The organism is Streptomyces sp. NPDC099050, from assembly GCF_044759865.1.
In the GTDB taxonomy this organism is placed as follows: domain Bacteria; phylum Actinomycetota; class Actinomycetes; order Streptomycetales; family Streptomycetaceae; genus Streptomyces.
The window spans coordinates 42,651-66,006 of record NZ_JBIWAE010000029.1 but is presented as its reverse complement, the minus strand read 5'-3'; the positions used below and the strand labels follow the sequence as shown (position 1 = coordinate 66,006).

Annotated in this window: 25 protein-coding genes; 14 read left to right on the top strand and 11 right to left on the bottom strand. The window is 73.7% G+C overall.

What is annotated here, in order from left to right; translation table 11 throughout:
* The first annotated feature begins 41 nt into the window (after window positions 1-41).
* Complete coding sequence (locus ACIQV3_RS34850) at window positions 42-986, top strand: TetR/AcrR family transcriptional regulator C-terminal domain-containing protein (RefSeq protein ID WP_403719671.1); 945 nt, start codon at window positions 42-44, stop codon at window positions 984-986.
* A 96-nt stretch (window positions 987-1,082) separates the two neighbouring features.
* On the top strand, window positions 1,083-2,423 hold the full coding sequence (locus tag ACIQV3_RS34845; RefSeq protein WP_403719668.1) for an alpha/beta fold hydrolase: 1,341 nt from the start codon (window positions 1,083-1,085) through the stop codon (window positions 2,421-2,423).
* 10 nt (window positions 2,424-2,433) lie between these two features.
* On the opposite strand, the gene ACIQV3_RS34840 is transcribed toward ACIQV3_RS34845, so the two are convergent.
* Window positions 2,434-2,598 (bottom strand): hypothetical protein, encoded by a 165-nt coding sequence (locus tag ACIQV3_RS34840; protein ID WP_403719666.1) that lies wholly within the window; start codon window positions 2,596-2,598, stop codon window positions 2,434-2,436.
* Window positions 2,599-2,616: 18 nt separating this feature from the next.
* Here ACIQV3_RS34840 and ACIQV3_RS34835 point away from each other — a divergent pair, with 18 nt between their 5' ends.
* Together ACIQV3_RS34835 and ACIQV3_RS34830 are read left to right on the top strand one after the other, a co-directional pair.
* Window positions 2,617-3,381, top strand: coding sequence for a PIG-L deacetylase family protein (locus ACIQV3_RS34835; protein WP_403719664.1), 765 nt, complete (start codon window positions 2,617-2,619; stop codon window positions 3,379-3,381).
* A gap of 23 nt (window positions 3,382-3,404) precedes the next feature.
* The gene (locus ACIQV3_RS34830; protein ID WP_403719662.1) at window positions 3,405-4,238 is read left to right on the top strand and encodes an enoyl-CoA hydratase/isomerase family protein; all 834 of its coding nucleotides are present in this window, start codon (window positions 3,405-3,407) and stop codon (window positions 4,236-4,238) included.
* Here the strand turns inward: ACIQV3_RS34830 and ACIQV3_RS34825 are convergent.
* From ACIQV3_RS34825 to ACIQV3_RS34810, 4 genes are all read right to left on the bottom strand, one after another.
* Window positions 4,225-5,028, bottom strand: coding sequence for a hypothetical protein (locus ACIQV3_RS34825; RefSeq protein ID WP_403719660.1), 804 nt, complete (start codon window positions 5,026-5,028; stop codon window positions 4,225-4,227). The genes ACIQV3_RS34830 and ACIQV3_RS34825 overlap by 14 nt on opposite strands.
* A 61-nt stretch (window positions 5,029-5,089) precedes the next feature.
* The gene (locus ACIQV3_RS34820) at window positions 5,090-5,692 is read right to left on the bottom strand and encodes a TetR family transcriptional regulator (RefSeq protein WP_403719656.1); all 603 of its coding nucleotides are present in this window, start codon (window positions 5,690-5,692) and stop codon (window positions 5,090-5,092) included.
* 195 nt (window positions 5,693-5,887) lie between these two features.
* Window positions 5,888-6,787, bottom strand: coding sequence for an SDR family oxidoreductase (locus ACIQV3_RS34815; protein WP_403719654.1), 900 nt, complete (start codon window positions 6,785-6,787; stop codon window positions 5,888-5,890).
* A 64-nt stretch (window positions 6,788-6,851) separates the two neighbouring features.
* Complete coding sequence (locus ACIQV3_RS34810; protein WP_403719652.1) at window positions 6,852-8,054, bottom strand: hypothetical protein; 1,203 nt, start codon at window positions 8,052-8,054, stop codon at window positions 6,852-6,854.
* A 246-nt stretch (window positions 8,055-8,300) separates the two neighbouring features.
* Between ACIQV3_RS34810 and ACIQV3_RS34805 the strand changes: the two genes are divergently transcribed.
* Genes ACIQV3_RS34805 through ACIQV3_RS34795 form a run of 3 tightly spaced genes read left to right on the top strand, consistent with a single transcriptional unit; the run spans window position 8,301 to window position 11,649 of the window.
* Window positions 8,301-9,299 carry an NADPH:quinone oxidoreductase family protein gene (locus tag ACIQV3_RS34805; RefSeq protein WP_403719650.1) on the top strand — a complete coding sequence of 333 codons (999 nt, stop codon included), beginning with the start codon at window positions 8,301-8,303 and terminating at the stop codon, window positions 9,297-9,299.
* Window positions 9,296-10,528 carry an acyl-CoA dehydrogenase family protein gene (locus tag ACIQV3_RS34800; RefSeq protein ID WP_403719648.1) on the top strand — a complete coding sequence of 411 codons (1,233 nt, stop codon included), beginning with the start codon at window positions 9,296-9,298 and terminating at the stop codon, window positions 10,526-10,528. Before ACIQV3_RS34805 ends, ACIQV3_RS34800 begins: the two co-directional genes overlap by 4 nt.
* Window positions 10,525-11,649, top strand: coding sequence for an acyl-CoA dehydrogenase family protein (locus ACIQV3_RS34795; protein ID WP_403719646.1), 1,125 nt, complete (start codon window positions 10,525-10,527; stop codon window positions 11,647-11,649). Before ACIQV3_RS34800 ends, ACIQV3_RS34795 begins: the two co-directional genes overlap by 4 nt.
* Before the next feature lie 67 nt (window positions 11,650-11,716).
* On the opposite strand, the gene ACIQV3_RS34790 is transcribed toward ACIQV3_RS34795, so the two are convergent.
* Complete coding sequence (locus tag ACIQV3_RS34790; protein WP_403719644.1) at window positions 11,717-12,544, bottom strand: alpha/beta fold hydrolase; 828 nt, start codon at window positions 12,542-12,544, stop codon at window positions 11,717-11,719.
* A gap of 85 nt (window positions 12,545-12,629) precedes the next feature.
* Here ACIQV3_RS34790 and ACIQV3_RS34785 point away from each other — a divergent pair, with 85 nt between their 5' ends.
* The 3 genes from ACIQV3_RS34785 to ACIQV3_RS34775 all read left to right on the top strand — a co-directional run bounded on the left by ACIQV3_RS34785 (window position 12,630) and on the right by ACIQV3_RS34775 (window position 14,713).
* Window positions 12,630-13,232 (top strand): sigma-70 family RNA polymerase sigma factor, encoded by a 603-nt coding sequence (locus ACIQV3_RS34785; RefSeq protein WP_403719642.1) that lies wholly within the window; start codon window positions 12,630-12,632, stop codon window positions 13,230-13,232.
* A gap of 177 nt (window positions 13,233-13,409) precedes the next feature.
* Complete coding sequence (locus ACIQV3_RS34780) at window positions 13,410-13,757, top strand: TRIC cation channel family protein (RefSeq protein ID WP_403719640.1); 348 nt, start codon at window positions 13,410-13,412, stop codon at window positions 13,755-13,757.
* Window positions 13,758-13,861: 104 nt separating this feature from the next.
* Window positions 13,862-14,713 carry a YhjD/YihY/BrkB family envelope integrity protein gene (locus ACIQV3_RS34775; protein ID WP_403719638.1) on the top strand — a complete coding sequence of 284 codons (852 nt, stop codon included), beginning with the start codon at window positions 13,862-13,864 and terminating at the stop codon, window positions 14,711-14,713.
* A 10-nt stretch (window positions 14,714-14,723) separates the two neighbouring features.
* Here the strand turns inward: ACIQV3_RS34775 and ACIQV3_RS34770 are convergent, their stop codons facing one another.
* Window positions 14,724-15,929 (bottom strand): hypothetical protein, encoded by a 1,206-nt coding sequence (locus tag ACIQV3_RS34770; protein ID WP_403719636.1) that lies wholly within the window; start codon window positions 15,927-15,929, stop codon window positions 14,724-14,726.
* Between the two features lie 316 nt (window positions 15,930-16,245).
* Between ACIQV3_RS34770 and ACIQV3_RS34765 the strand changes: the two genes are divergently transcribed.
* Together ACIQV3_RS34765 and ACIQV3_RS34760 are read left to right on the top strand one after the other, a co-directional pair.
* Window positions 16,246-16,632: a tyrosinase family oxidase copper chaperone gene (locus ACIQV3_RS34765; RefSeq protein WP_403719635.1), complete on the top strand. Its 387-nt coding sequence runs from the start codon at window positions 16,246-16,248 to the stop codon at window positions 16,630-16,632.
* Window positions 16,633-16,638: 6 nt separating this feature from the next.
* A complete protein-coding gene (locus tag ACIQV3_RS34760) occupies window positions 16,639-17,502 on the top strand; it encodes a tyrosinase family protein (protein ID WP_403719634.1) in 864 nt (287 codons plus the stop codon).
* 161 nt (window positions 17,503-17,663) lie between these two features.
* On the opposite strand, the gene ACIQV3_RS34755 is transcribed toward ACIQV3_RS34760, so the two are convergent.
* Together ACIQV3_RS34755 and ACIQV3_RS34750 are read right to left on the bottom strand one after the other, a co-directional pair.
* Window positions 17,664-17,948 carry a chaplin gene (locus tag ACIQV3_RS34755; protein WP_250738105.1) on the bottom strand — a complete coding sequence of 95 codons (285 nt, stop codon included), beginning with the start codon at window positions 17,946-17,948 and terminating at the stop codon, window positions 17,664-17,666.
* A gap of 154 nt (window positions 17,949-18,102) precedes the next feature.
* Window positions 18,103-18,465 carry a hypothetical protein gene (locus ACIQV3_RS34750; protein WP_403719632.1) on the bottom strand — a complete coding sequence of 121 codons (363 nt, stop codon included), beginning with the start codon at window positions 18,463-18,465 and terminating at the stop codon, window positions 18,103-18,105.
* Window positions 18,466-18,638: 173 nt separating this feature from the next.
* Between ACIQV3_RS34750 and ACIQV3_RS34745 the strand changes: the two genes are divergently transcribed.
* A complete protein-coding gene (locus tag ACIQV3_RS34745) occupies window positions 18,639-20,147 on the top strand; it encodes a carboxylesterase/lipase family protein (protein ID WP_403719630.1) in 1,509 nt (502 codons plus the stop codon).
* Here ACIQV3_RS34745 and ACIQV3_RS34740 read toward each other — a convergent pair.
* The gene (locus tag ACIQV3_RS34740; protein ID WP_403719629.1) at window positions 20,125-21,291 is read right to left on the bottom strand and encodes an alpha/beta hydrolase; all 1,167 of its coding nucleotides are present in this window, start codon (window positions 21,289-21,291) and stop codon (window positions 20,125-20,127) included. The genes ACIQV3_RS34745 and ACIQV3_RS34740 overlap by 23 nt on opposite strands.
* A gap of 250 nt (window positions 21,292-21,541) precedes the next feature.
* On the opposite strand from ACIQV3_RS34740, the gene ACIQV3_RS34735 reads away from it, so the two are divergent.
* Window positions 21,542-22,570: a TolB family protein gene (locus ACIQV3_RS34735; RefSeq protein ID WP_403719627.1), complete on the top strand. Its 1,029-nt coding sequence runs from the start codon at window positions 21,542-21,544 to the stop codon at window positions 22,568-22,570.
* Window positions 22,571-22,640: 70 nt separating this feature from the next.
* Here ACIQV3_RS34735 and ACIQV3_RS34730 read toward each other — a convergent pair whose 3' ends face one another.
* On the bottom strand, window positions 22,641-23,327 hold the full coding sequence (locus ACIQV3_RS34730; RefSeq protein WP_403719625.1) for a GNAT family N-acetyltransferase: 687 nt from the start codon (window positions 23,325-23,327) through the stop codon (window positions 22,641-22,643).
* Window positions 23,328-23,356: the final 29 nt, after the last annotated feature.

Genomic DNA, 23,356 nt, shown 5'->3' with positions numbered 1-23,356 from the left:
CCAGCCCACATGGCGTGCAGGCGCACTAGTACAGTGCGCTCATGGTCATGGAACCGCCCTATCTCCGGATCGCCGGCGACATCCGTCGGCGGATCACCTCGGGCGAGCTCGCGCCCGGTGCCCGTGTCCCTTCCACCCGGCGGATCACCCAGGAGTGGGGGGTCGCCATGGCGACCGCGACGAAGGCGCTCGCCACCCTGAACCAGGAGGGCCTGGTGCGGCCCGTACCCGGAGTCGGCACCGTCGTCGCCGAGCCGGACCGGGAACGGCCCGCGGCCCTCACGCACGGCCTCACCCGGGAGCGCGTCATCCGCGCCGCGATCGCGCTCGTCGACGCCGAAGGGCTCTCCGCGCTCTCCATGCGCCGCGTCGCCACCGAGTTCGGCGTCTCCACCATGGCGCTCTACCGCCACGTCCCGAGCAAGGGCGAGCTCGTACGGCTGATGTCGGAGACGGTCTTCGGCGGAGAACCGGCGGGCCCGCGACCGCCCGGCCCGCGCGCGCGACTGGAACGGGAGCTGCGGTGGTTGTGGGGCCTGTACCAGCGGCATCCCTGGCTGGCGCGAGCCATGGCCGGCCTCACCCGGCCGATGGCCTCGCCCCACGCGATGCGGTACGCCGAGCGGGTCCTCGGCGCCCTGACCGGTCTGGGGCTGACACCGCACCAGGTCATCCACATCCACCTCGCCCTCCTCGGGTACGCCCAGGGCGTCGCGGCGGCCGTCGAGCTGGAGTCCCAGGCGCGGCAGGACACCGGCATGACCCCCGAGGAATGGATGGCCGCCAACGAACCGCGGATGGAATCGATCCAGACCGCCGGCTCCTTCCCGATCCTGTCCACCCTCTTCGAGGGGGAGGAGTTCGCACTCGAACTCGGCACCCTGTTCGAGTTCGGGCTCGCGCGCATGCTGGACGGAGTGGAAGCCCTCATCGAGCGGGCCGGGCGGAGCCCCGGGGGCCCGCGACCCGCCGGGGGCCTCGCGTAAGCTCGGGCGGGCCCGCCGTCCCGGTCGTCATCACCCACCTGCCCCGGGACGGCTGCCGCGCACACCACCGCACCGCGCCGACCCCAGGGACCTCCCGTGACCTCCGTGCCCCCCGTGCCCCACGAGATCGCCGCCGCCGGCAGCTACCGCCAGCCCGGTGTCGTCCTCACCGACCACCACTTCGCCGTCCCGCTCGACCACGCCCGCCCCGACGGCGAGCGGATCGAGCTGTACGCCCGCGAACTGGTCGCCACCGGCAAGGACCCGGAGTCCCTGCCCTGGCTGCTCTACCTGGAGGGCGGACCCGGCTTTGGTGCCCGCCGGTTCGTCGGCCGGCAGGCCTGGCTGGAGCGGGCCCTCGCCGAGTACCGGGTGCTGCTGCTCGACCAGCGCGGAACCGGCCGCTCCACCCCGGTCAACCGGCAGACCCTGCCGCTGGGCGGCGGCCCCGCGCAGCAGGCCGAGTACCTCGCCCACTTCCGTGCCGACTCGATCGTGCGCGACGCCGAGACCATCAGGCCGCTGCTCACCGGCGGAGCGCCCTGGACGGTCCTCGGCCAGAGCTTCGGCGGCTTCTGCGTCACCCACTACCTGGGCGCCGCCCCCGAGGGGCTGGCCGCCGCCCTCATCACCGGCGGGCTGCCCTCCCTCGACGCCACCGCCGCCGAGGTGTACGAAGCCGCGTACCCCCGGATCGAGCGCAAGAACCGGGCGCACTACGCCCGCTACCCCATGGACGTCGAGCGGGCCCGCCGCATCGCCGCCCACCTCGTCGATCGTCCGGCCCGGCTCCCCGGCGGGTACCTGCTGACGGCCGAGGCCTTCCAGTCCCTCGGTCTGCTCCTCGGCCGCTCCGACGGCAGTCACCAGCTGCACTACCTGCTGGAGGACGCCTTCGTCCCCACCCCGGACGGGCCCGCCCTCTCCGACGCGTTCCTGGAGGCCGTCCACGGCAATCTCTCCTTCGCCGGGCACCCCCTCTACGCCCTGCTCCACGAGGCGATCTACGCCCAGGACCCGGGCGCGCCCATCGGCTGGGCCGCCGAGCGGGTCCGCTCCGGCCACCCGCGGTTCGACGCCGCGAAGACCCTGGCGGGCGCGGAGCCGCTGTACTTCACCGGCGAGACCATCCACCCCTGGCACTTCGACTGCGACCCGGCGCTCGCCCCGCTGCGCGAGACCGCCGAACTGCTGACGGCCCGCACCGGCTGGACCCCGCTGTACGACCGGGCGCGGCTGGCCGTCAACGAGGTGCCGGTGGCCGCGGCCGTCTACCACGACGACATGTACGTCGACACCGCGCACTCGCTGGCCACCGCCCGGGCGATCCGCGGTCTGAAGACCTGGGTCACGGACGAGTTCGAGCACGACGGGGTCCGCGCCGGCGGCCCGCGCGTGCTGGACCGGCTGCTGGCCCTCGTACGCGACGAGGCCTGACCGGTTCGCCTCAAGGACCCGGCGGCTCCACGAAGGCCCGGGTCAGGTGCGCGGTGGCCGGCAGGGCGGCCCGCTCCCAGGCGGCGGCGTCCGACCCCGGGAAGGCGGTGAGCGCGGGCTCGAAGAGCGCCCCGGTGGCGTCGAGCAGGGCCACGACCAGCTGCTGACGGTCCATTCGCCTAGGGTGCGACCTATGAACCAACGACTGGACGGTCCCGCGCCCTTGGCGCCCATGCCCACCGACTGGCAGCGCGCGCTGGCCGTCGTGGCGCACCCGGATGACCTGGAGTACGGCTGCGCCGCGGCCATCGCGGACTGGACGGACGGCGGCCGCGAGGTCGTCTACCTGCTCGCCACGCGCGGCGAGGCCGGCATCGACACCATCGACCCCGCCGCGTGCGCCCCGCTGCGCGAAGCGGAGCAGCGCGCGAGCGCGGCCGTCGTCGGCGTCCCCACGGTGGAGTTCCTCGACCACCGCGACGGAGTCCTGGAGTACGGCCTGGGCCTGCGCCGGGACATCGCCGCCGCCATCCGGCGCCACCGCCCCGAGCTGGTGATCACGATGAACCACCGCGACACCTGGGGCGGGGCCGAGGGCGGCGGCTACTGGAACACCCCCGACCACAAGGCGGTCGGCCGGGCCACCCTGGACGCGGCGGGCGACGCCGGCAACCGCTGGATCTTCCCCGAACTCCTCACGGAACAGGGCCTGGAGCCGTGGAACGGGGTGCGCTGGGTGGCGGTCTCGGGCACCACGACGCCCACGCACGCGGCTGACGCCGGCCCCGGTCTGGAGCGGTCGGTGAAGTCCCTGATGGAGCACAAGGCGTACATCGCGGCGCTGACGACTGAGGACCCGGAGACGTACGTACGCACCTTCCTGACGGGCAACGCCCAGCAGGCGGCCGCCCGGTTCGGAGGCCGTCCGGCGGTGGCGTTCGAAGTCTTCCCGCGCTAGGCGGACACGCTTAAGGTGTCCGCGTGATCGACACCCTGAGCACGGAGATCGCGGAGGGTGAGGAACGGATCCGTCTGGACGTCGCGGACGGGATCGCGGAACTCACCCTCTGCCGGCCGGACAAGCTCAACGGCTGGAGCTGGGAGTCCACGCGCCAGCTCGGCCTGCTGGCGGACCGGATCCGGTTCGACCCCGACGTACGGGTGGTCCTGCTGCGGGCCGAGGGGCGGGCGTTCTGCGCGGGCATCGACGTCACGGCCCCGGGGGGCGCGATCAGCGGGGCCTCGGCGGCCGAGCGCAACCGCAACTACTACGAGGGCATCCGCTGGGTCCACGAACGCTTCGCCGTTCTGGCCCGGCTGCCCCAGCCGGTCGTGGCCGCGGTGCAGGGCTACTGCCTGGGCTTCGGCTTCGAGCTGGCCCTGATGGCGGACATCCGGGTGGCGGCTCGGGACGCCGTCTTCGCCCTGCCGGAGGCCCAGTTGGGCGTCGCGGTGGACGCGGGCGGGGACCTGCGCATCGCCCGCGAGGCGGGGGCCGGCTGGGCCAAGTTCCTGGCGCTGACCGGCCGCCGCATCGACGCCGGAACGGCGGAACGGCTGGGCCTGGTCCAACAGGTTTTTCCTGTAGGTGAGTTGGACAAGGAGGCCCGCGCGCTCGCGGCGGAGATCGCGGCCAACGCCCCCCTCGCCGTCCAGGGCATCAAGCGCGCCATCGACTCCTACGCGGACGCCGCCCTGCCCGCGGCCCTGGACCGTGTCGCCATGACGGCGGCCCTCACCCTCACCTCGGAGGACTGCCGCGAGGGCTACACCGCCAAGGCGCAGCGCCGGCCCCCGCACTTCACCGGAGGCTGAGCACCGGCCGGACGGAGAACGCCTCCCAGGGGGACCCGTCCTCCGGTCCGTACACCAACTCGGCCATCGCCGGGTTGCGGTTCGCCGTGGCCAGCGTCAGCCAGGCCCACAGGTCCCCGTACCCACCGCACACCGACTCCCCGCCGTCCCCGCCGTGCACGGCGCCCGGATCGCCGCCGATCTCGGCGGTGTACGAGTCGTAGGCGATGCGCAGCCCGAAGGCGTTGGGCTCGCACCGCGGAGCGAACGTGCCCGCGCCGTAGGAGGGTTCCGCGATCGGGCAGGTGTCGCCCCACCGGAAGAGGGTGCGCGCCCCGGCCCCGCAGGCGTGCTCCCACTCGTCGGCGCCGGGCATCCGCAGTCCGCGCCCCGCGAGCACCGCGGGCATGGCGGCGGGGGGCTCGGTGAGCGGCTCGTTCGCCACGGCCGTGAACACCGTCGCCAGGGTGACGGTGCGGGGCGGGCTCAGCAACTCGGCGAGGTGCGCCTTGAGATCAGGACCGTAGGCGTACTCCTCGGCGAGGCTCTCCTCGAAGTCGGCAGTCTGTTCCGGCGTCGGCTCCCAGGTGTCCAGGTCGAACCCGAGGCGGAGCGTGCCCCCGGGTATCAGGGCGAACTCCTGCCCGTCCCGTTCTACACGTACGCGGTGGAGCGGGCCGCCGAGGTGTTCGGTGGTGTCGACCAGGCTCACCCGGCCGCCCACCGAACCGGCGGCTTCCCGGGCGAAGCGCAGGGCGTCCGCCAGGTCGAACGAGCGCCACCGGTCAAGGGTCAGGTCAGCGAAGGACATGCCGCCCATGATGCCCCGGACCACTGACAGTCAGGGTGCCGCCGACGGCGACCGGTTCCCGCTACTCCTCCAGGCGCAGCAGGGCCAGAGCGCGCGCCGAGACGGCCGGGAGGGGTTCGCGGCCGCCTTCGGCGGCCCAGTGTTCGAGGGCGACGGTGACGGCGTCGATGAGGACGGCCGCCAGGACGCGGGTCTCCAAGGCGGATGCGGGGCGCCCCGTGCGGACCGCCAGGACCGGCACCAGACGGTCCTGCATCGCCCGCGCGGCCGCGAGCCAGCGCATGCGGATCTCCGGGACGCCGCCCATCACCTGGATCAGGCGGGCCGTCTGGCCCGGCCCCTCGTAGCGGGTGCCCGCGGTGGCGGTGGTGAAGGCGGCCTGGACCGCTTCGGTGAGGGGCTCCGACGCGGGGCGCAGGGCGAGTTCCTCGACCAGGGTGGAGACGCCGGCGGTCAGGACCGGGGTCAGCGCGTCCTCCTTCGTCGGGCAGTACCGGTAGAAGGTGCGCAGCGAGATGCCGGCCGCCCGCGCGATGTCGTCGACCGTGGTGGCCTCGAACCCGCGCTCGGAGAACAGGTCGGCGGCCGCCTCCGCGATCTCGTACCACGTGGCCTCCCTGCGCCGTGCCGTCAACGACGGGCGGCCCGTGCTCACCGTGCTCACCGCAAGACCTCCCAGGAGGGGACAGGGGTTGTGGACGGCGTCAATGTGCCACACGATCGCACCATGGCGGATCGCGCCGAAATGACGTAACGGGCCGAACGGGCGGAACCGGGCGGACGAGCCGGAAGGGCCGAACGGGCCGGAAGGGCCGGAAGGGCCGGAAAGCCGCGCGCACCCCTGCCCCGCCCCACTGGGTCACGGGACGAACGGCCCCCTCCCCAACTGGTCCCGCACCGACACCACTTCCGGGTTCACGAGCGAGCGCCGCTGCCAGTTCGCCCCGTCCACCACCAGGGTGTGTCCGGTGATGAAGCGGGCGTAGGGCGAGGCCAGGAAGGTGGCCGCCCAGCCCAGTTCGCGCGGTGCGCCGACCCGCAGGGCGGGCTGCCTGGCGTCCTTGTCGTCCGGGGCGGCCCGTTCCAGGCCGCCCCGGATGTCCTCGGTCATGTCCGCGTGCGGGAACAGTCCCGGGACCAGGCCGTTGATCTGGATGCCGTACGGGCCCCACTCGACGGCGAGGGTCTCGACGAGGTTCTTCACCCCCGCCTTGGCGGCGGCGCTGTGCGCGTAGCCCGGACCGCCGGTCCAGGCGTACGAGGCGCCGATGTTGACGATGGACCCGGCGCTGCCCGCGGCGAGGTGGCGGCGGCCGAACTCCCGGGTCACGAACCAGGTGCCGGTCAGGGTGATGTCGACCACCGCCCGCCAGGCGTTGGGGGACAAGTCCTCGGCGGGGGAGGGGAAGTTGGCGGCGGCGTTGTTGACCAGGACGTCCGGGACCCCGCCGAAGGCCGCCCCGGCCGCGTCGAAGACCTCGGCGACCCGCTCGGGGTCGCGGATGTCGCAGACGGCGGCCGTCACCCGGCCCGCGCCGGGGACGGCCGCCAGTTCGACCTGAGCCGACTTCAGCTGCTCGATCCGGCGGCCGGCGATCACCAGGTCCGCCCCGAGGCGCGCGAACTCGGTGGCGATGGCCTTGCCCAGCCCGGTCCCGCCGCCGGTCACGAGCACCGACCGGCCGGTGAACGTGCCGGGCGGCAGGGCGGCGGAACCGAGCGGGGGCGGTGCGGGCAGGCCGCGCGTGGGGGTCTCCATGCGCCCATCGATAGCGTGCGGGCGCCGAGACCGCCATGGCCGTGCCGGGGGCAGTTGCCTCCCGCTACTTCTTGGGGGCGTACGCCTGCTTGCTCGCGCAGGTCCAGATGATCGGGTTGTCCGCCAAGACGGTCAGATCGCGGAAGGAGCCGCCCACCCGGTCGTCGTCCGAGACGGCACGTGCCTCGGTGTTGACGTCGGCGCCCGCGCCCGCCGGGTTCGGGAGGACGAGCGGGGCGCCCGTGCCCGGCCAGTAGGCCGCCTGCACGTAGCGGGCGTAGCCCTCGACGAAGGTGGCGGCGGCGCCGACCGTCACGTTCGTGGTCGGGCTGATGGCTTCGAAGGTCAGCGTCTCGTAGCCGGTGACCAGTCCGGGGGCGGCGGGCGGCGCGTCGTACGGCTTCTTCCAGACGGCCGGGGTCCGGCGCCGCAGGTCCCGGTAGCTCTCGGCCTCGAATCCGACGACGCGGCCCTTGTCGTCGATGCCGCTCGCCTGGGTGCCCGTCGTCCAGTCCGTCTCGTTCCAGACGGGCAGGCTGTAGGGCGGGTAGCCGCCACCGGCCGGCCAGACCACCGGGAAGGTCTTGCTGACGATCCGGTCGTTCTCCAGGTCCTCGTACTCCGTGTGGGCGGTTCCGAGCACGTCCCCGCGCTTGTTGATGCCGTCCACCGCCACGATCCGGGTGCTGGGGTGCGCGTCCTCGGGTACCGGCAGTTCGCGGACCACGGTGCCGTTCGCCCACTCCTTCGGGGTGCCGGCGTCCATGCCGACGACCCGGCCGGCGTCGTTGACGTCCGCCGCGTCGGTGCCGGTGGCCGCTCCGGTCAGCAACCGCACCGCCGTGTCCCCCGGGCGGTAGCTGAAGGCGGCGCGGGCGCGGTCCGTGGAGCGCTCCACGGTGCCGACCATCAGGCCCTTGGCGTTGACGGCCGCGACCCGGCCGTTCTGGAACCCGGCCGGCAGCGGGACGGCGTGGACCGCGTGGTCCGCGGTCCAGTACGCCGGGAGGCCGCGGCTCTCGCCGACGGCGAGGCCGTCCGCACCGAGGCCGTTCACGACCCCTGAGGTCCAGGGGCCGGACGGCAGGGCCGGCAGCCTGACGACGTCCGGCACGCACGCGGGGGCGGCGGAGGCTGCCGTCGGGGTGCCCGTCAGGGCGGCTGCCGCGTGCGCGGCCGGGGCCGCGGTGGCCGAGGCCGGAGCGGCCGCGGTGATGAGGCCCGCCAGGACGACGGCGGCTCCGGCCGCGGACATGCTTCTGCTCATGTGGTGCTTCCCCCAGGATGTGTGAAGCGCCCCGCCCCGACGGCGGGGTCCCCGTGCCCTTCAGTCACGCCCGATCGTGACGTGTCCGTGTCATATGTTGCCCGAAAGGAGGCGAGCTGCGACCGGATCGCCGCGTGTCGTTGCGGACCGCCCCGTTCCCATGGACTCCCACTGGTTCCCACGGGCGCAAGCAACCGCTTAGTATGCCCGCGAGGCGTGGTTCCCGTCGGCGGCTGGAGGCCCCGGATGCAGGCATGGCGAGTACACACCCCCGGCGAACCCCGCGAGGCCATGCGCCTCGAAGAGGTTCCCGAACCGGTGCCCGGCGAGGGCGAGGTGAGGCTCAAGGTGCTCGCCGCCAACGTCAACTTCCCCGACGCGCTGCTCGTGCGCGGCCAGTACCAGATCCGCCCGCCGCTGCCCTTCACCCCCGGCGTCGAGATCTGCGGCGAGACCGAGGACGGCCGCCGCGTCATCGCCAACCCGAGCCTGCCGCACGGCGGTTTCGCCGAGTACGTCACCGCCCCCGCGCGCGCCCTGCTCCCCGCCCCGGACACCCTCGACGACGCCGAGGCGGCCGCCCTGCACATCGGCTACCAGACGGGCTGGTTCGGCCTGCACCGCCGGGCCCGGCTCCGGGCCGGGGAGACCCTCCTCGTGCACGCCGCCGCCGGCGGGGTCGGCAGCGCCGCCGTCCAGCTCGGCAAGGCCGCCGGAGCCACCGTCATCGGGGTCGTCGGAGGCAAGGCCAAGGTGCGCGCCGCCGAGGAACTCGGCTGCGACCTCGTCATCGACCGCACCAGCGAGGAACTGGTGACCCGGGTCAAAGAGTTCACCGGCGGACGCGGGGCCGACGTGGTCTACGACCCGGTCGGCGGCGAGGCCTACACGGCCTCGGCCAAGTGCGTGGCCTTCGAGGGCCGGATCATCGTCGTCGGCTTCGCGAGCGGCACCATCCCCGCCCCCGCGCTGAACCACGCCCTCGTCAAGAACTATGCGATCCTCGGCCTCCACTGGGGCCTGTACGCAACCAAGGACCCGGCCGCGATCGCCGCCTGCCACGCCGAACTCACCCGGCTCGCCGCCGACGGCTCCATCAAACCGCTGGTCAGCGAGCGGGTACCGCTCGCCGGAGCCGCGGACGCCGTGCAGCGCCTCGCCGACGGGACCACCACCGGCCGGCTGGTCGTCGTACCGGCCCTGGACGCCACCCCGCCCGGCTCGCCCGCAGGCGGGTCCCGATGACGGCCGCCGCGCTCGACCCCGACCACCTGCGCGCCCGCGTACGGGAACTGCTCGCCGCCCACCCGCCCGCCACCACCGCGCCCGAGGCGTTCCTGCGGGCCCGCTTCGACGCCGGACTCGCCTGGGTGCACTACCCCGAAGGCCTTGGCGGCCTCGGCGCGCCCCGCTCCCTGCAGGCCGTCGTGGACGCCGAGCTGGAAGCGGCCGGAGCCCCCGACAACGACCCGCGCCGGATCGGCATCGGCCTCGGCATGGCCGCGCCCACGATCCTCGCGTACGGCACCGAGGAGCAGAAGCGGCGCTTCCTGCGCCCCCTGTGGCTCGGCGAGGAGGTGTGGTGCCAGCTCTTCAGCGAGCCCGGCGCCGGATCCGACCTGGCCGCCCTCGGCACCCGCGCGGTGCGCGAAGGCGGGGCCGAGGGTGAGGGCGAGGCCGAGGGCGAGGACGGCGGGGACTGGGTGGTGGACGGCCAGAAGGTGTGGACCTCCAGCGCCCACACCGCCCGCTGTGCCATCCTCATCGCCCGCACCGACCCGGCACTGCCCAAGCATCAGGGCATCACCTACTTCCTGTGCGATATGACCGCCCCCGGAGTGGAGGTGCGTCCGCTGCGCCAGATCACCGGCGAGGCCGAGTTCAACGAGGTCTTCCTCACCGGCGTCCGCATCCCCGACGCCCACCGCCTCGGTGAGGTCGGCCAGGGCTGGGCCGTGGCCCGCACCACCCTGATGAACGAACGCGTCTCCATCGGCGGCATGCGGATCCCGCGCGAGGGCGGCATGATCGCCCCGGTCGCCGCCGCCTGGCGCGAGCGGCCGGAGCTGCGGACGCACGACCTGCACGGGCGGCTCATGGAGCTGTGGGTCGAGGCCGAGGTCGCCCGGCTGACCGGCGAACGGCTGCGCCAGCAGCTCGCCCAGGGCCAGCCCGGCCCCGAGGGCTCGGGCATGAAACTGACCTTCGCCCGCCTCAACCAGGAGATCAGCGGCCTGGAGGTGGAACTCCTCGGCGAGGAGGGCCTGCTGTACGAGGACTGGACCCTGCGCCGCCCCGAGATCGTCGACTTCACCGGCCGCGACGCCGGGTACCGCTACCTGCGCGCCAAGGGCAACAGCATCGAGGGCGGCACCAGCGAAATCCTCCTCAACATCGTCGCCGAACGCGTCCTCGGCCTGCCCGCCGAGCCGCGCGACGACAAGGACCTCGCGTGGAAGGACCTGGCCCGATGAGCTCTCCCGCCGCAGCCCCGCTGGACCTGCTGTACTCCGAGACCGAGGAGGAACTCCGCACGGCGGTACGGTCCCTGCTCGCCGCCCGCTGCGCCCCCGCGGCCGTCCTCGCCCGGATCGAGTCGGACGGCCCCCACGACCCCGAACTGTGGCGGGTGCTCGCCGCCGACATCGGCACGGCGGGACTCCTCGTCCCGGAGAAGCTGGGCGGCCAGGGGGCGGGCCACCGGGAGGCCGCCGTGGTCCTGGAGGAGCTCGGCCGGGCCGCGGCGCCCGTCCCGTACCTGACGAGCGCCGTCCTGGCGACGGAGATCCTGCTCGGCTGCGAGAGCGCGGAGTCCGCCGATCTCCTGCGGGAGCTCGCGACGGGCCGCCGCGTCTGCGTGCCCGCACTGCCCCTGACCCTGGCCCCGGGCGCGCCGCTGCCGGCGCCGGTCCGGGACTCCGGCGGGGGCTCGCTCGGCGGGAGCGTCGGCTCCGTCGCCGACGCCGTCTGCGCGGACGTGCTGCTGGTCCTCGCCGACACCGGGCTGTACGCCGTCCCGGCCGACGCGGCCGGGGTCTCGCGGACCCCGCTCGTGGCGCTGGACCTGACCCGACCGCTGGCCACCGTCCACCTCGACGGGGCCGCCGGAACCCTGCTCGCCGATCCGGCCACCGCCCGCGCGGCCATCGCCGGAGCACTGCTCTCGGGGGCCGGGCTGCTCGCTTCGGAACAGCTCGGGATCGCCGAGTGGTGCCTGACGGAGACGGTGGCGTACCTGCGCACCCGCCACCAGTTCAACCGGCCCCTCGGCTCCTTCCAGGCCCTCAAGCACCGCCTCGCCCGGCTGTGGCTGGACGTGGCCTCCGCCCGCGCGGCGGCCCGTGCCGCGGCCGACGCCCTGGCGACCGGCGCCGCCGACGCGCCGCTCACCGTGGCGGTGGCCCAGGCCTACTGCTCGGGCGTCGCCGTCCGGGCCGCCGAGGAGTGCGTGCAACTGCACGGCGGCATCGGCATGACCTGGGAACACCCGGCGCACCTGTACCTCAAGCGCGCCAAGGCCGACTCCCTCGCCCTGGGTACGGCCGGCCACCACCGGGGCCTGGTCGCGGACTTCGCGGAGCTCCCGGCGCCGTAGGCGGCGAGGCCGTCGCTCTCGGATCGGGCCCGACCGGCACGACCCGAAGGCGACGGCCTGCGGGTCGTCACCCCAGGAACGCCGTGACGGCCGCCGCGAACCGTCCGGCGTCGTCGACCCAGGGGTAGTGGCCCGCTCCGGCCTGCACCGAGAGCGTGGCGCCGGGGAACAGCCCCGCCAGCTCGGCCGTGGACCGAGGGGGACTGTTCAGGTCGAACTCCCCGGTGAGCAGCAGCACGGGCGCCTCGAAGGAGGCGAGCGCCGCCCGGGTGGCCTCCGGGGCGAAGGCGCCGTCGGCGCCGAAGTGGGCGACGGCCTCCCGGTTGGCCGGCAGGCCGCCGGCGTGGTGCTCGCGTGCCGCGTCGTCCCAGCGGCCGCAGAAGAAGGGGGCGACGGCGTCCCAGTCGCTGCCGGTGCCCGCGGAGACGGCCTCCAGGGCGGCGAACGCCGCCGGGAACCACGGCTCGTCCGTGCGGAGCCGCGCCAGTTCGAGCCGCGTCGCGCCGGTGATCTCGATCCCGACGGCCCGGGTGCTCGGGCCGATCAGGGCGAGCTTGCCGATGGTGCGGGGGTACCGGGCCGCGTACCCCAGGGCGACGTTCGCCCCGGCGGAGTGGCCGAGCAGGTCCATCCCGGCGAGCCCGAGGTGCTCGCGCAGCGCCTCCACGTCCTCGACGAGCCGGTCGCAGCGGTAGGAGGCGGGGTCCTCGGGAACCGCCGATCCGCCGGTGCCGGGCAGGTCGAGGAGGATCAGCCGGCGGTGGCGGGACAGGCCGCCGAGGTCCCCGAGGTAGCGGGAGTCCGCAGGTCCTCCGGGGATGCAGACGAGCGGGTCTCCGTCTCCGGCCGTGCGGTAGGCGAGCCGGGTTCCATCGGGTGCGCAGAAGGTGGGCATGGGTTCAGCCTGCCATTGACAACCAGGTTGTACAACCTGGTTATGGCGGTCCCTCCGGAGCGCGGTTCCGGTGTATAACCGAGCTATGACAGGTGAAGAGGGCGCGCGCCGGATCGCCGGGGCGCTGACCGAGGAGCAGGCCGGGCGGATGCTCGCGGAGATGAACGAGGTCATCCGCGCGGGCGAGGAGATGCGCAAGCTGCGCACCGAGATGATCAAGGTGTTCACGGGCCTCGGCTGGACGCAGGACAAGATCGCCCGGCTCACCGGCATGAGCCAGCCCGCCGTGTCCAAGCAGGTGGCGAAGTACAAGGCGGAGGAGCCCCTCCCGCCGATCGGACTCTCCCTCGACCAGGGCGACGCGCCGTGGCTCGAAGGGCGCCTGTGGGGCCTGGCCGAGGAGATCGCCGAGGCGCACCCGGACACTGCGCGCTGTGTCCGCCACGTCGATGCCGTCGCCCGGGGGAAGAAGCGCTTCACGCCCCGGGACGTGGACGAGCTGCGCCGCCTCGTCGAAGAGGACCTGCGGCTGCACCGCGAGGACCTGCCCGGCGGCTACCGGGAGGCGTACGACGCGATCAGCCGCGGCCTCGACGTCCCCTCGGGCGCCACCACGGACGCCCCGGCCTCCGTCCGGCGCACCCTCGCACACCGGATCCAGCGCGACCGGCTCGGCGGCGGCGCCTGACGGGGCGGCGCTCGCGGACACCCGGCCGACGTGCCGGGTTCCGGCCGAACGGCCGATGCGGGCCCGCGACCGGATCGGGCAGCCTCTACGGGTCCCCCCGTACCCGCCCCTCGAAGGAGGCGCCGTGCTGCACGCCCTCTACCTCCTCGGCATCGCCGCCTTCGCCGCCGCGCGCTCATGGTCGTCGACGCCGTCGGCCTCGCCGTGGTCACCGTGATCGGCGCCCGCGCCGCCATCGACGCCCACGTCACCCCCGTCGCCGTGCTCATCCTGGCCGTCCTGACGGGCGTCACCGGCGAGGTCGTCCGCGACGTGCTCTGCGGGGAGTTCCCGCCGCTGCTCCTGCGCGAAGAGGTGTACGCGACGGCCGCGCTCGCCGGGGCCCTCTCCTACCTCGGGCTGCACTGGGCCGGCGTCCCGGACACCGCCGACATCGTGGTGTCGGCCGGCCTCGTCTTCGCCCTGCGCATGACCGCGGTCTTCCGCGATCTGCACCTGCCCCGACTCCAGCGCGCCACGGGCTGACACCGCACCGCCAGAGTGGCGAAATGCCGGAAACGGGGTCTTCCGGCATTGTTCTCGGAAGGGCGGTCACAGCCGCCGGGAACCGCGTCCCGAGGAGTCTCACCGTGTCCGGACGGGCGACGATCCCTCAGCTGCGCGTCGTCCCCCGCTGGATGCGCAAGCACACCCCGCTGCTGGGCCGGCTCCTGGCGCAGCTCGCGGCGGTCAGGGTGCTGGACTGTGCGACCAGGCTGGCGGCCCAGGCCTTCCTCGGCGCGGTGCCCGCCATCTTCGTCATCGCGGCCCTCGCACCCGACTGGCTCCAGCAACAGCTGGTCACGTCCATCCGTACGACACTGGGGCTCTCGGACGCCACGCTGGACCAGGTGCAGTCGGTGTACGCCGCGGCCGATGCCACGGCCGTCGCGAGCACCGGCGGGGTGGGAATCGTGGTGACGCTGCTGTCGGCGACCGCGTGCAGCCGGGCCCTGCAGAAGACGTGCGAGCGCTCCTGGTACCTGCCCAAGGCCAAGGCCCGGGTCGCCGCCTGGCGATGGCTGGCCTGGCTCGTCGTCTGGCTGGTCGCCCTGCTGTTCCAGGGGCTGGTGCAGACGGCGTTCGGCACCGGCCGGACCACCGGTTTCACCCTCGCCCCGGTCAGCGGCACCCTGCTGTGGTGGTGGACGCAGCACCTGCTGCTCGGCTCCCGGATCCCGTGGCTGCCGCTGCTGCCCGGTGCGCTGCTGGCCGGGTTCGGGGAGCAGCTCCTGACCGTGGCGTCGAGGGTCTACATGCCCCATGCCATGGATCGCAGCCTGGAGCAGTTCGGCAGCCTCGGCTCGGTCTTCGTCCTGCTGTCCTGGCTCATCGCGTTCTTCATCGTGATCACCCTCGCCATCGCCGTCGGGTACGTGGTGGCCCACGAACCGCGGCCGGCGGCCTGGCTCCGCACGCCCGAGGCCCCCGCGACGCCGTGACCCCGCGCGGCTACCGCTGTCCGGCGGGGCCCCCACTCCCGGCGCGGTCGGCGCGGCGGCCACCGGCCGCGAGCAGGGAGACGACGGCGAGCACGGCCAGCAGGACGAGGACCAGCAGCAGGACGGTGAGCACCGTCGGGTGGTTCCACAGCGCGAACACGAGCGCGCACACGAGCAGTACGCCGATGGTGAGCGGGCTCCGGTGCGCCTGCACCCAGGTGCCGGCGCGCCCGGTCCGCACCCCGTGGGCGGCGCCCCACCCGGCGGCGGAGTCGGCCGCGCGCTCGGCGCCGCCGCGCAGGCCGCGCGGCAGCCGGCCGGCGCCGGAGAGGTAGGCGCCGAGGGCCACGACGACGCCGAGGACCAGCGCGGTCCGGATGCTGACCCTGAGGAACCGCACCAGGGTGTCGAAGACCGCCGCTGCCGCCGCCGGTGACTGGACCTGCGCCGGAAGGTGGTCGAGGTAGTAGTGGCGGGCGACGACGAGGCCGATGGCGAAGACGAGACAGGCGGCGGCCGCGCAGAGCGCCGTGGTCACCAGGGCACGCCGGCGCCGCCGGGCGAGCAGTACTCCGACGGCGCCGAGGACCACCGTGAGCACGGGCAGCCAGTTGCCGACGACGTCGAGCAGGTGGACCGCACCCCGGATCTTCCCCAGCTTCTCGGACTGGAAGAGCACCATCTGCCTGTCGACGTCGGGGATCTTCTCGGCCGGGGACAGGCCGGCCTCCACGAGGTCCTGTTTGACGGTCTCCACGGCGGCGCCGACATCGAGGGTGACGGTGCCCCCCTCCACTCCCACGGCACCGCGGCCCTCACCCGTCAGCGCGTGCACCACCGCGCCGTGGGCGGCACGGTTGGCGGTGGTCCACACGGTCTCGAACCGGTCGCTCTCGACGAACCGGGTCGCCACCTTCGAGACGGCCGCGTCCGCGGCCGAGTCCAGCTGCGGCCCCAGCGCCTTGACCGCCGTCCCCACGCGGGGCGGCAGCCCCTGGGCCTCCAGCCACTTCGCCAGGTCCGACGTGACCTGGGAGCCGTCGACCCGGACGTCGGCGGCTTCGGTGATGCGGTGGACGGCCGCCGCCTCGATCGCCGGATCGGAGGCGAGCGGAGAGACCGTGGACACGTAGCGGCCGGTGTCCAGCACGATGTCGTGCACCCAGACGGTGATCAGGGAGACCGGCACGAGGACGCAGGTGAGCGTGATCAGCACCGCCGAGAGCGAGCTGAGGACGATCCTCCCGGCACGGGATCCCCCCGTCCGCCCCGTGCGGGCACAACGCCGGGGAGATCGGACGGCACGCTCATGGCACTCCCGGGGACGACGCAGGCGAAGACGCGCTTGTGTCCCATGGGACACACAGGGCCGCCGGATCCGCGCGTCCGGCTGGGCTCACCGGGTGATCTTCGCCGCCGACGGCACCCTTCTCCTCCTACAACCACACGAAGCGGCGCCGGTCTCCCCGGTGACCTCGCCCGCCGCGCCGCGTTAGACCCGTAGCCACCGGCCACCGAGCGAGGGAGACCGTATGTACGCAGCACCCGCCGCACCACTCACCCGCCGCACGGTCCTCCGTACGGCCTTCACCGCGGCCGTGTTCGCCGGCACGGCCGCCGCGCTGGCCCCCGTACTGCGCGCCCGCCGACCCCGGCAGACGCTCACACCGGCCCCGCTGGTCCCGGCGGGCGAGGAGACGTACCGCGGCCGGCACATCGCCGTCGACCCGGCGGGGACCTCCGTCCGCATCGACGGCCGCGCCCTGCACGTCATGCGCCGCTCCGACGGGACGTACCTGAGCGGGATCAACCACTTCCAGTCCTACGCGACCCCGCTGGAGCTCGCCCGCGCGGCCGTCGACGAACTGGGGACCACCCAGCTGGCGTTCGCCGCCGCGCACCACGGGCGACAGGAGTAGCAGGGCGTGTACATCCGGCAGAACCAGAAGAACCTGACCAGCGCGCAGAAGAAGCGCTTCACGGCGGCCGTGATCGAGCTCAAGCGCAACGGCACCTACGACGCGTTCGTCCGCACCCACGACAAGTACTTCGTCCCCGACCGGGACCGCAAACTGCGCGTCGGGCACATGTCGCCGTCCTTCTTCCCCTGGCACCGGCGCTACCTGCTGGAGTTCGAACGGCAGCTCCAGAGCGTCGACCCGGGCGTCACCGTCCCCTACTGGGACTGGACCACCGACAACAGCCCGGCCTCCTCCCTGTGGGCGGAGGACTTCCTCGGCGGCACCGGCCGCGCGAGCGACCGCCAGGTGATGACCGGCCCGTTCGCCTACGGGAAGGGCAACTGGACGGTCACGGTCGGCATCACCGAGGCCGCCTTCCTCACCCGCAACCTGGGCCGGCCGCAGAACCCGATCAGCCTGCCGACCCCGGCCGAACTGCGGTGGGCGATCGACGACCCGCTGTACGACAGCTCGCCCTGGGACTCGACGGCCGGGCGCGGCGGCTTCCGCAACAAACTGGAGGGCTGGGCCGCCCCGAAGAGCGAGAGGTGGCGCAACCACAACAAGGTGCACCAGTGGATCGGCGGCCACATGACCGGCGGCACGGCCCCCAACGACCCGGCGTTCTGGCTGCACCACGCCTTCGTGGACCTGCTCTGGGACCGCTGGCAGCAGCGGCACCCGGCCTCCGGCTACCTGCCCGCCGCCCCGCTCCCCCTGGGTGACCTCCAGCGCGGCCGGGTCATCGCCCTCGACGAGCCGATGCCGCCGTGGGACGTCACCCCGCGCGAGATGCTCGGCCACCAGGGGATCTACCGCTACGAGTGAGTCCGCTACGAGTGAGTCCGCTACGAGTGACTCCGCTACGAGTGGGCCCGCTACGAGTACGAGTGAGCCCGCTACGAGTGGCCCCGGCGGCGCGGGTCCCGGCCGGGAACACGGGGAAGGGCCCCCGCCGTCAGGCGGGGGCCCTTCGGGTCACTGGGCGATCAGCCGCCGTAGTTGCCCTCGGTGTGGTGGCCACCGTCGTGGCCCGACGCGTTGATGCAGGTGTTGCCGAACGCCGGGTTCAGCAGGCCGATCACGTTGACGGTGTTGCCGCAGACGTTGACCGGGACGTGCACCGGAACCTGGAGCAGGTTGCCCGAGAGGACACCGGGCGAGCCGACCGCCGCACCGTGCGCTCCGGCATCGGCAGCCGCCAGACCCGCACCGGCGGCCAGGGCGCTACCGGCGGCAGCGGTGATGACGAATGCCTTCGCGATACGCGACATCAAGATCTCCTAGAAAGGAATGGGGTGCCGCAGAAAACCGAAGCTGCGGCGTTTGACATGGCATACAACGCGGAGAGCGCCCAAGGGTCACGGTCGCTGGGCCGCCGGTGATCTCCGGCGGCCCGGCGATCCCGGATCACCCGCCGGTTGCGGACTACGAGCCGGCCGAGAAGCGGGCGGAGGAGAAGTACCGGGGCACCGGCTTGACCGCACCCGGTGCCAGCACCTCCACCGGGGTGCCCACGCAGCCCGGCTCCCGGTACAGGGCCACCGACTTCCCGGTCTTGTTCGTCACCGCCCGCCCGCCGCCGCCCAGGGCCTCCACGCAGCCCTTCGGGGAGTCGATGCCGTGCGGGCGGTCGTCCGTGCCGAGGTACTGGAAGGCGGGCCCGACGGCCGTCGGGGTCCCGAGGGCGGCCGTCGGGCCGTCGGCCGCGTACGCGGTGCCGCCGGCCGCCGCTCCGGCCGCCGCGGCCGCGGCCGCGAGGAGCAGGACGGGGACCGGTCCGGTGCGCACGAGGCTCCGAAGGGTGTGGGGGAGAGACAGGGATCGCATGCCCCGCCCAACCCGGCGCGCCCCGGGCGGGGTCACGCCTTGTCACCCCGCGCATGCCTGTGCGACGGTGCCACCGGCGCTGTGCGGATCACCGGATTCAGCGGCCCCGGGCGCCCCGACAGGAGGAGGACGTGATGGCAGCAGCGGCGAGCGGGACCCCGGAGCGGGACCGTTCCGGCTCCCGTCCCCGGGTCCGGACCGCCCACGGCGTGGTCGAGGGCAGGACCGGGCCGGGCGGCATCGCCGTCTTCCGGGGCATCCCCTACGCCGCCCCGCCCGTCGGAGCCCGCCGGTTCGCCGCGCCCGAGCCGCCCGAGGCCTGGGACGGGGTGCGCGACGCGGGTGCGTACGGCCCCACCGCGCCCAAGGTGCCCTACCCCGAGCCGTTCGCCGCGCTGCTCCCGGACCCCGAGGTACCCGGGGACGACTGCCTGAACCTCAACGTGTGGACCCAGGCCCCCCTCGGGAAGGGGAAGGAGATGCCGTCGACCCCGCTTCCGGTCATGGTGTGGATCCACGGCGGCGCCCTCACCCGCGGCTCCTCGGCCGTCCCCGTCTACGAGGGCTCCGCCTTCGCCCGGGACGGGGTGGTGCTCGTCTCCGTCAACTACCGCCTGGGCGTCCTCGGCTACGGCCTCTTCCCCGACGCCCCCGCCAACCGCGGGCTGCTCGACCAGATCGCCGCCCTGGCCTGGGTGCGGGACAACATCGCGGCCTTCGGAGGCGACCCCGGCCGGGTCACCGTCTTCGGCGAGTCCGCCGGAGCCATCAGCATCGGCGCCCTGCTCGCCGCACCCCGAGCCGCGGGTCTCTTCCGGCAGGCCGTCCTGCAGAGCGGCGCCCCCGAGGTGCTGCCGCGGGACCGGGTGCGCGCCGTGGTCCGGCGAATGGCCGCGCAGCTCAAGGTCCCCGCCACGGCCGAGGCCTTCACCAAGGCCGCCCTGCCCGATCTGCTCGCCGCCCAGGCGGCCGTACTGCGCCGCTCCTCGATCCTGCTCGGCGGCCCCGCCTTCGGCCTGGTCGCGGACCCCGGGACGCTGCCGCCCGATCCGCGCGGAGCGGCGGCCGCGCGGGGCGACGTACCGCTGCTGCTGGGCTGGACCGCCGAGGAGCACCGGCTCTGGCTGGCCCCGACCGGCACGATGCGGCTGCTGGACCGGCTGGGACCGCTGTCCGTGGCGCTGGGCCGGATCCGCTCCGGCAAGGACCGGGCCGCCGTACGGGCCCTGCGCGCCGAGCGGCCCGGCGCGGGACCGGCCGACCTCCTCGGCCACCTGCTCACCGACCGGCTGCTGCGCGATCCGCTGCGCGCGCTGGCGGGCGCGGCCGGGAGGAGCGCGCCTAGCTTCGTGTACGAGTTCGCCTGGCCGTCCGGCGTCCCCGGCCTCGGGTCCTGCCACGCCCTGGAACTGGGCTTCGTCTTCGACACCCTGGATGTGCCCGAGGCCTCCTGGCTGGCCGGGCCGGACGCCCCGCGGGAGCTGGCCGGGGAGATGCACGCGGCCTGGGTGCGCTTCGCCGTCGCCGGGGATCCCGGCTGGTCGCCCTGGAACGGCGACGGCCCGCCGAAGATGTTCGGCGGGCCGGGGCGCGAGGAGCCCGTACAGGTCGGCGGGGCGACTATTCGACGGGGCCTTCCATGACCTCGCTGATGAACTGGATCGGCCCCTCGCCCATGTTGGGCACGTAGGTCTTGGCGTTGTGCCGGCCGCCCTGGATGATCCTCAGGTCGGTGTGGATCGGCCCCTTGCCGTAGGTGGCGATGAACTTCTGCACGTTCGGCAGGGTGTTCTTGTTGTTCTCGTCGGTGCCGACCTGGAAGGCCAGGTAGACGTCCGGGCTGCCCTTCTTGCCGATCAGCGCCTTGGCGAGCAGCTCAGGGTTGTTCTCCGCCTTCTCCTTGTCGTGGCCCTTCCACAAGGGGGAGTCGGGGAGGATGTCCGGGCCGGAGCAGATCGCGGCCTTGAACTTCTCCGGGTACTTCAGCACGGCCTTGAGGCTGGCGAAGCCGCCGGTGGAGGAGCCCATGTAGGCCCAGCCGTCACGGGACTTGACCGTGCGGAAGTTCTGCCGCATCAGGTCGGGCACGTCCTCGGTGAGCCAGGTGTCCATCTTGGGCTGCCCCGGGATGTCGGAGGCGTCCCAGTAGATGCCCTTGTCGTCCGGGCCCGGGTTCAGCACCGGCATGGCCAGGAGGAAGGGCTTGCTCTTCCCCGCGGCGTACCACTTGCTGATGCTGCTCTGGAGGCCCAGGTCGGTGCCCATCCAGTAGTTGTTCGGATAACCGGCGCCGCCGGGCAGCGCGATCATGACCGGGAAGCCGCTCTTGGCGAACTTCGGGTCGCCGTACTCCTTGGGCGCCCACACCCAGACCTTGCCCTTGAACCCGGACTTCTTGCCGGTGATCGTGGTGACGGCGACGTGCGTGCCGTCGGGCAGGGTCATCGCGTTCTTGAAGTCGGCCGCCGGGCCGGTGGGCATCGACATCTTCGAGTGCGGCGGCGGCGTGGGGAGCGCCGCTCCACCGGTGTCGCCCCCGGCGGAGCCGGACGGCGGCAGCTGGCCGAAGGAGACGGAGTCGCCCTTGTCGGTGAAGGGCGGTATCTCGTAGTGGCTCATCACGAGCGAGGCGACGGCCGCCAGCGCGAGGACGGAGGCACCCGCGATCACCCAACGCCGGACACGGGACGGCCGGCGCGGCTCCTCGGGCTGCGGAGGGCGGTACTGCTGCTGGTGGGGCCCTTCCGAGCGGTACGGCTGGTGCTGTCCGTCGGGTGAGTGCGACATGTGCGGGTGCTCTCCGGCTGGTGCTGCCCCGTGGGGGCGGAGTTCGGACTGCTTTCGATCGAAAGATGAGCGTACGTGCTCACGGGTTCCCGATTTTTACGTCTCTTGGTGTTCCGGAAGGGAGCACGTTGCCCGGCGCGCGACGGGCCGCGGCGAATCCGGTCTGTTCGCCGACTGACCCTGGCCTGTGCACAGGCCGCTCGGTACGGTACCTCCGCGCAGCGCCCCGTCTCCGAAAGGGCCCCCACCCATGCCCCTCCAGCGCCGGATCCTGATCCTCGTCTCCGCCGTCGTCCTGCTCGCCGCCATCGGTGCGCTCGCCGTCGTACGGGCCTCCTCGCGGGCCGGGGAGAAGGACCGGATCCAGGCGGGCGGGCCGGCGATCACCCGCGGCGAGGTGTCCCTGGCCCCAGGCGCCGAGGGCCGGCGGATCGTCTTCCGGAACATGGCCTGGGGGCCGCACCGCGACGAGCTCGCCACCGCGGCGGCCGCCGCGCCCGAAGGTCCGCGTACCGCCTCCGGGGTGAGCTGCCTGCGCTTCCACGCGGCCGCGGGCACCGGGATCTGCCTCCGGTCCCACAAGGGCGGGGTGCAGGACGGCTACCAGGCGGTGGTCCTCGACGCCCGGCTCAAGGAGGTCGCCTCCCGTCCGCTGGCCGGCATCCCGACCCGGGCCCGGGTCTCGCCCGGCGGCCACCTGGTCGCCTGGACGGTGTTCGTGGGCGGGGACTCGTACGCCGGTACGAACTTCTCGACCCGGACCTCCCTGCTCGACCTGCGCAGCGGTAGGTACGACGCCTCGCTGGAGGACTTCACCATCCACAAGGACGGCAAGACGTACCGCAACGCGGACGCCAACTTCTGGGGGGTCACCTTCGCCGCCGACGAGCGGACCTTCTACGCGACGCTCGCCACCGGCGGCCGGACCCACCTGGTCCGCGGCGACCTCGCTGCGCGCACGGTGACCACGCTGCGCGAGAACCTGGAATGCCCGTCCCTGTCGCCCGACGGGACCCGGCTCGTGTTCAAGAAGCGGGTACCGGGCCTGTCGCCGGACGCCCCCTGGCGGCTGTACGTCCTGGACCTCGCCACGATGGCCGAGGCGCCCCTCGCCGAGGAGCGCAGCGTCGACGACCAAGTGGTGTGGACCGGCGACAAGACCGTCGTCTACTCGCTGCCCGGAGACTTCGGCGCCGACCTGTACTCCCTGCCCGCCGACGGCGGCGGGGCCCCGGCCCGGCTGATGACCTCGGCCCTCGCCCCCGCCTTCCTCGGCTGACACCGGGAAGAGGGGGCGGGGCAGGGGCTGAGGCAGGCGCGGGGGCGTCGCCGACCTCGGAGAAGGACCGTTACGCCGGGATGAGCGTCTTGCGGCGCCGCTTGCGCTGCGCCGCGGCCGACATCCGCAGCTCGATGACCGACCGCACGGTCGGCCACTCCTCGTCGAGGATCGAGTAGAAGGCCGTACTGCGCACGGCGCCGTCCAGGCCCCGCGAATGCGCCCGGCGGACCCCCTCGCTGGTGAACCCGAGCCGCTCCATCGCGGCGCGCGAGCGCCCGTTGCGGGCGTCCGCGCGCAGCGAGATCCGCCGGACCCCCCAGGTCTCGAAGGCATGGCGGAGCATGAGCAGCTTCGCCTCGGTGTTGATGCCGGTGCCCTGGGCCGCCGGAGACAGCCAGGTATTGCCGATCTCGGCGGCATCGGGGATCGCCGTGGCCGGATCGCCGAACGGGATCCCCGGCACGGCGGGCCACACCAGCGGCCCCTGCCAGTAATCGAGTTCCAGGAACCGGGTCGAACCGACCACCCGACCGTCGGTGGCTCTGACCACCGCGAACGGGAGCGATCGACCCGCCGCCTGATCGGCGAGGGCACGGTCGATGTACTCGTGTGACGCCTGCAACCCGTGGGGCACGGGAGTGAAGGCGTAAGTCGTACGATCCTCGGCCCCGGCCAGGGCCAAGGCCTCGGTGTGGTGGGGGGCGAGGGGCTCAAGCCGCACGGAGCGGCCGGCGAGGAGTACGGGTACGGGCACGGAGCCTTCGGTCCTTCTGGGCGGTGGGG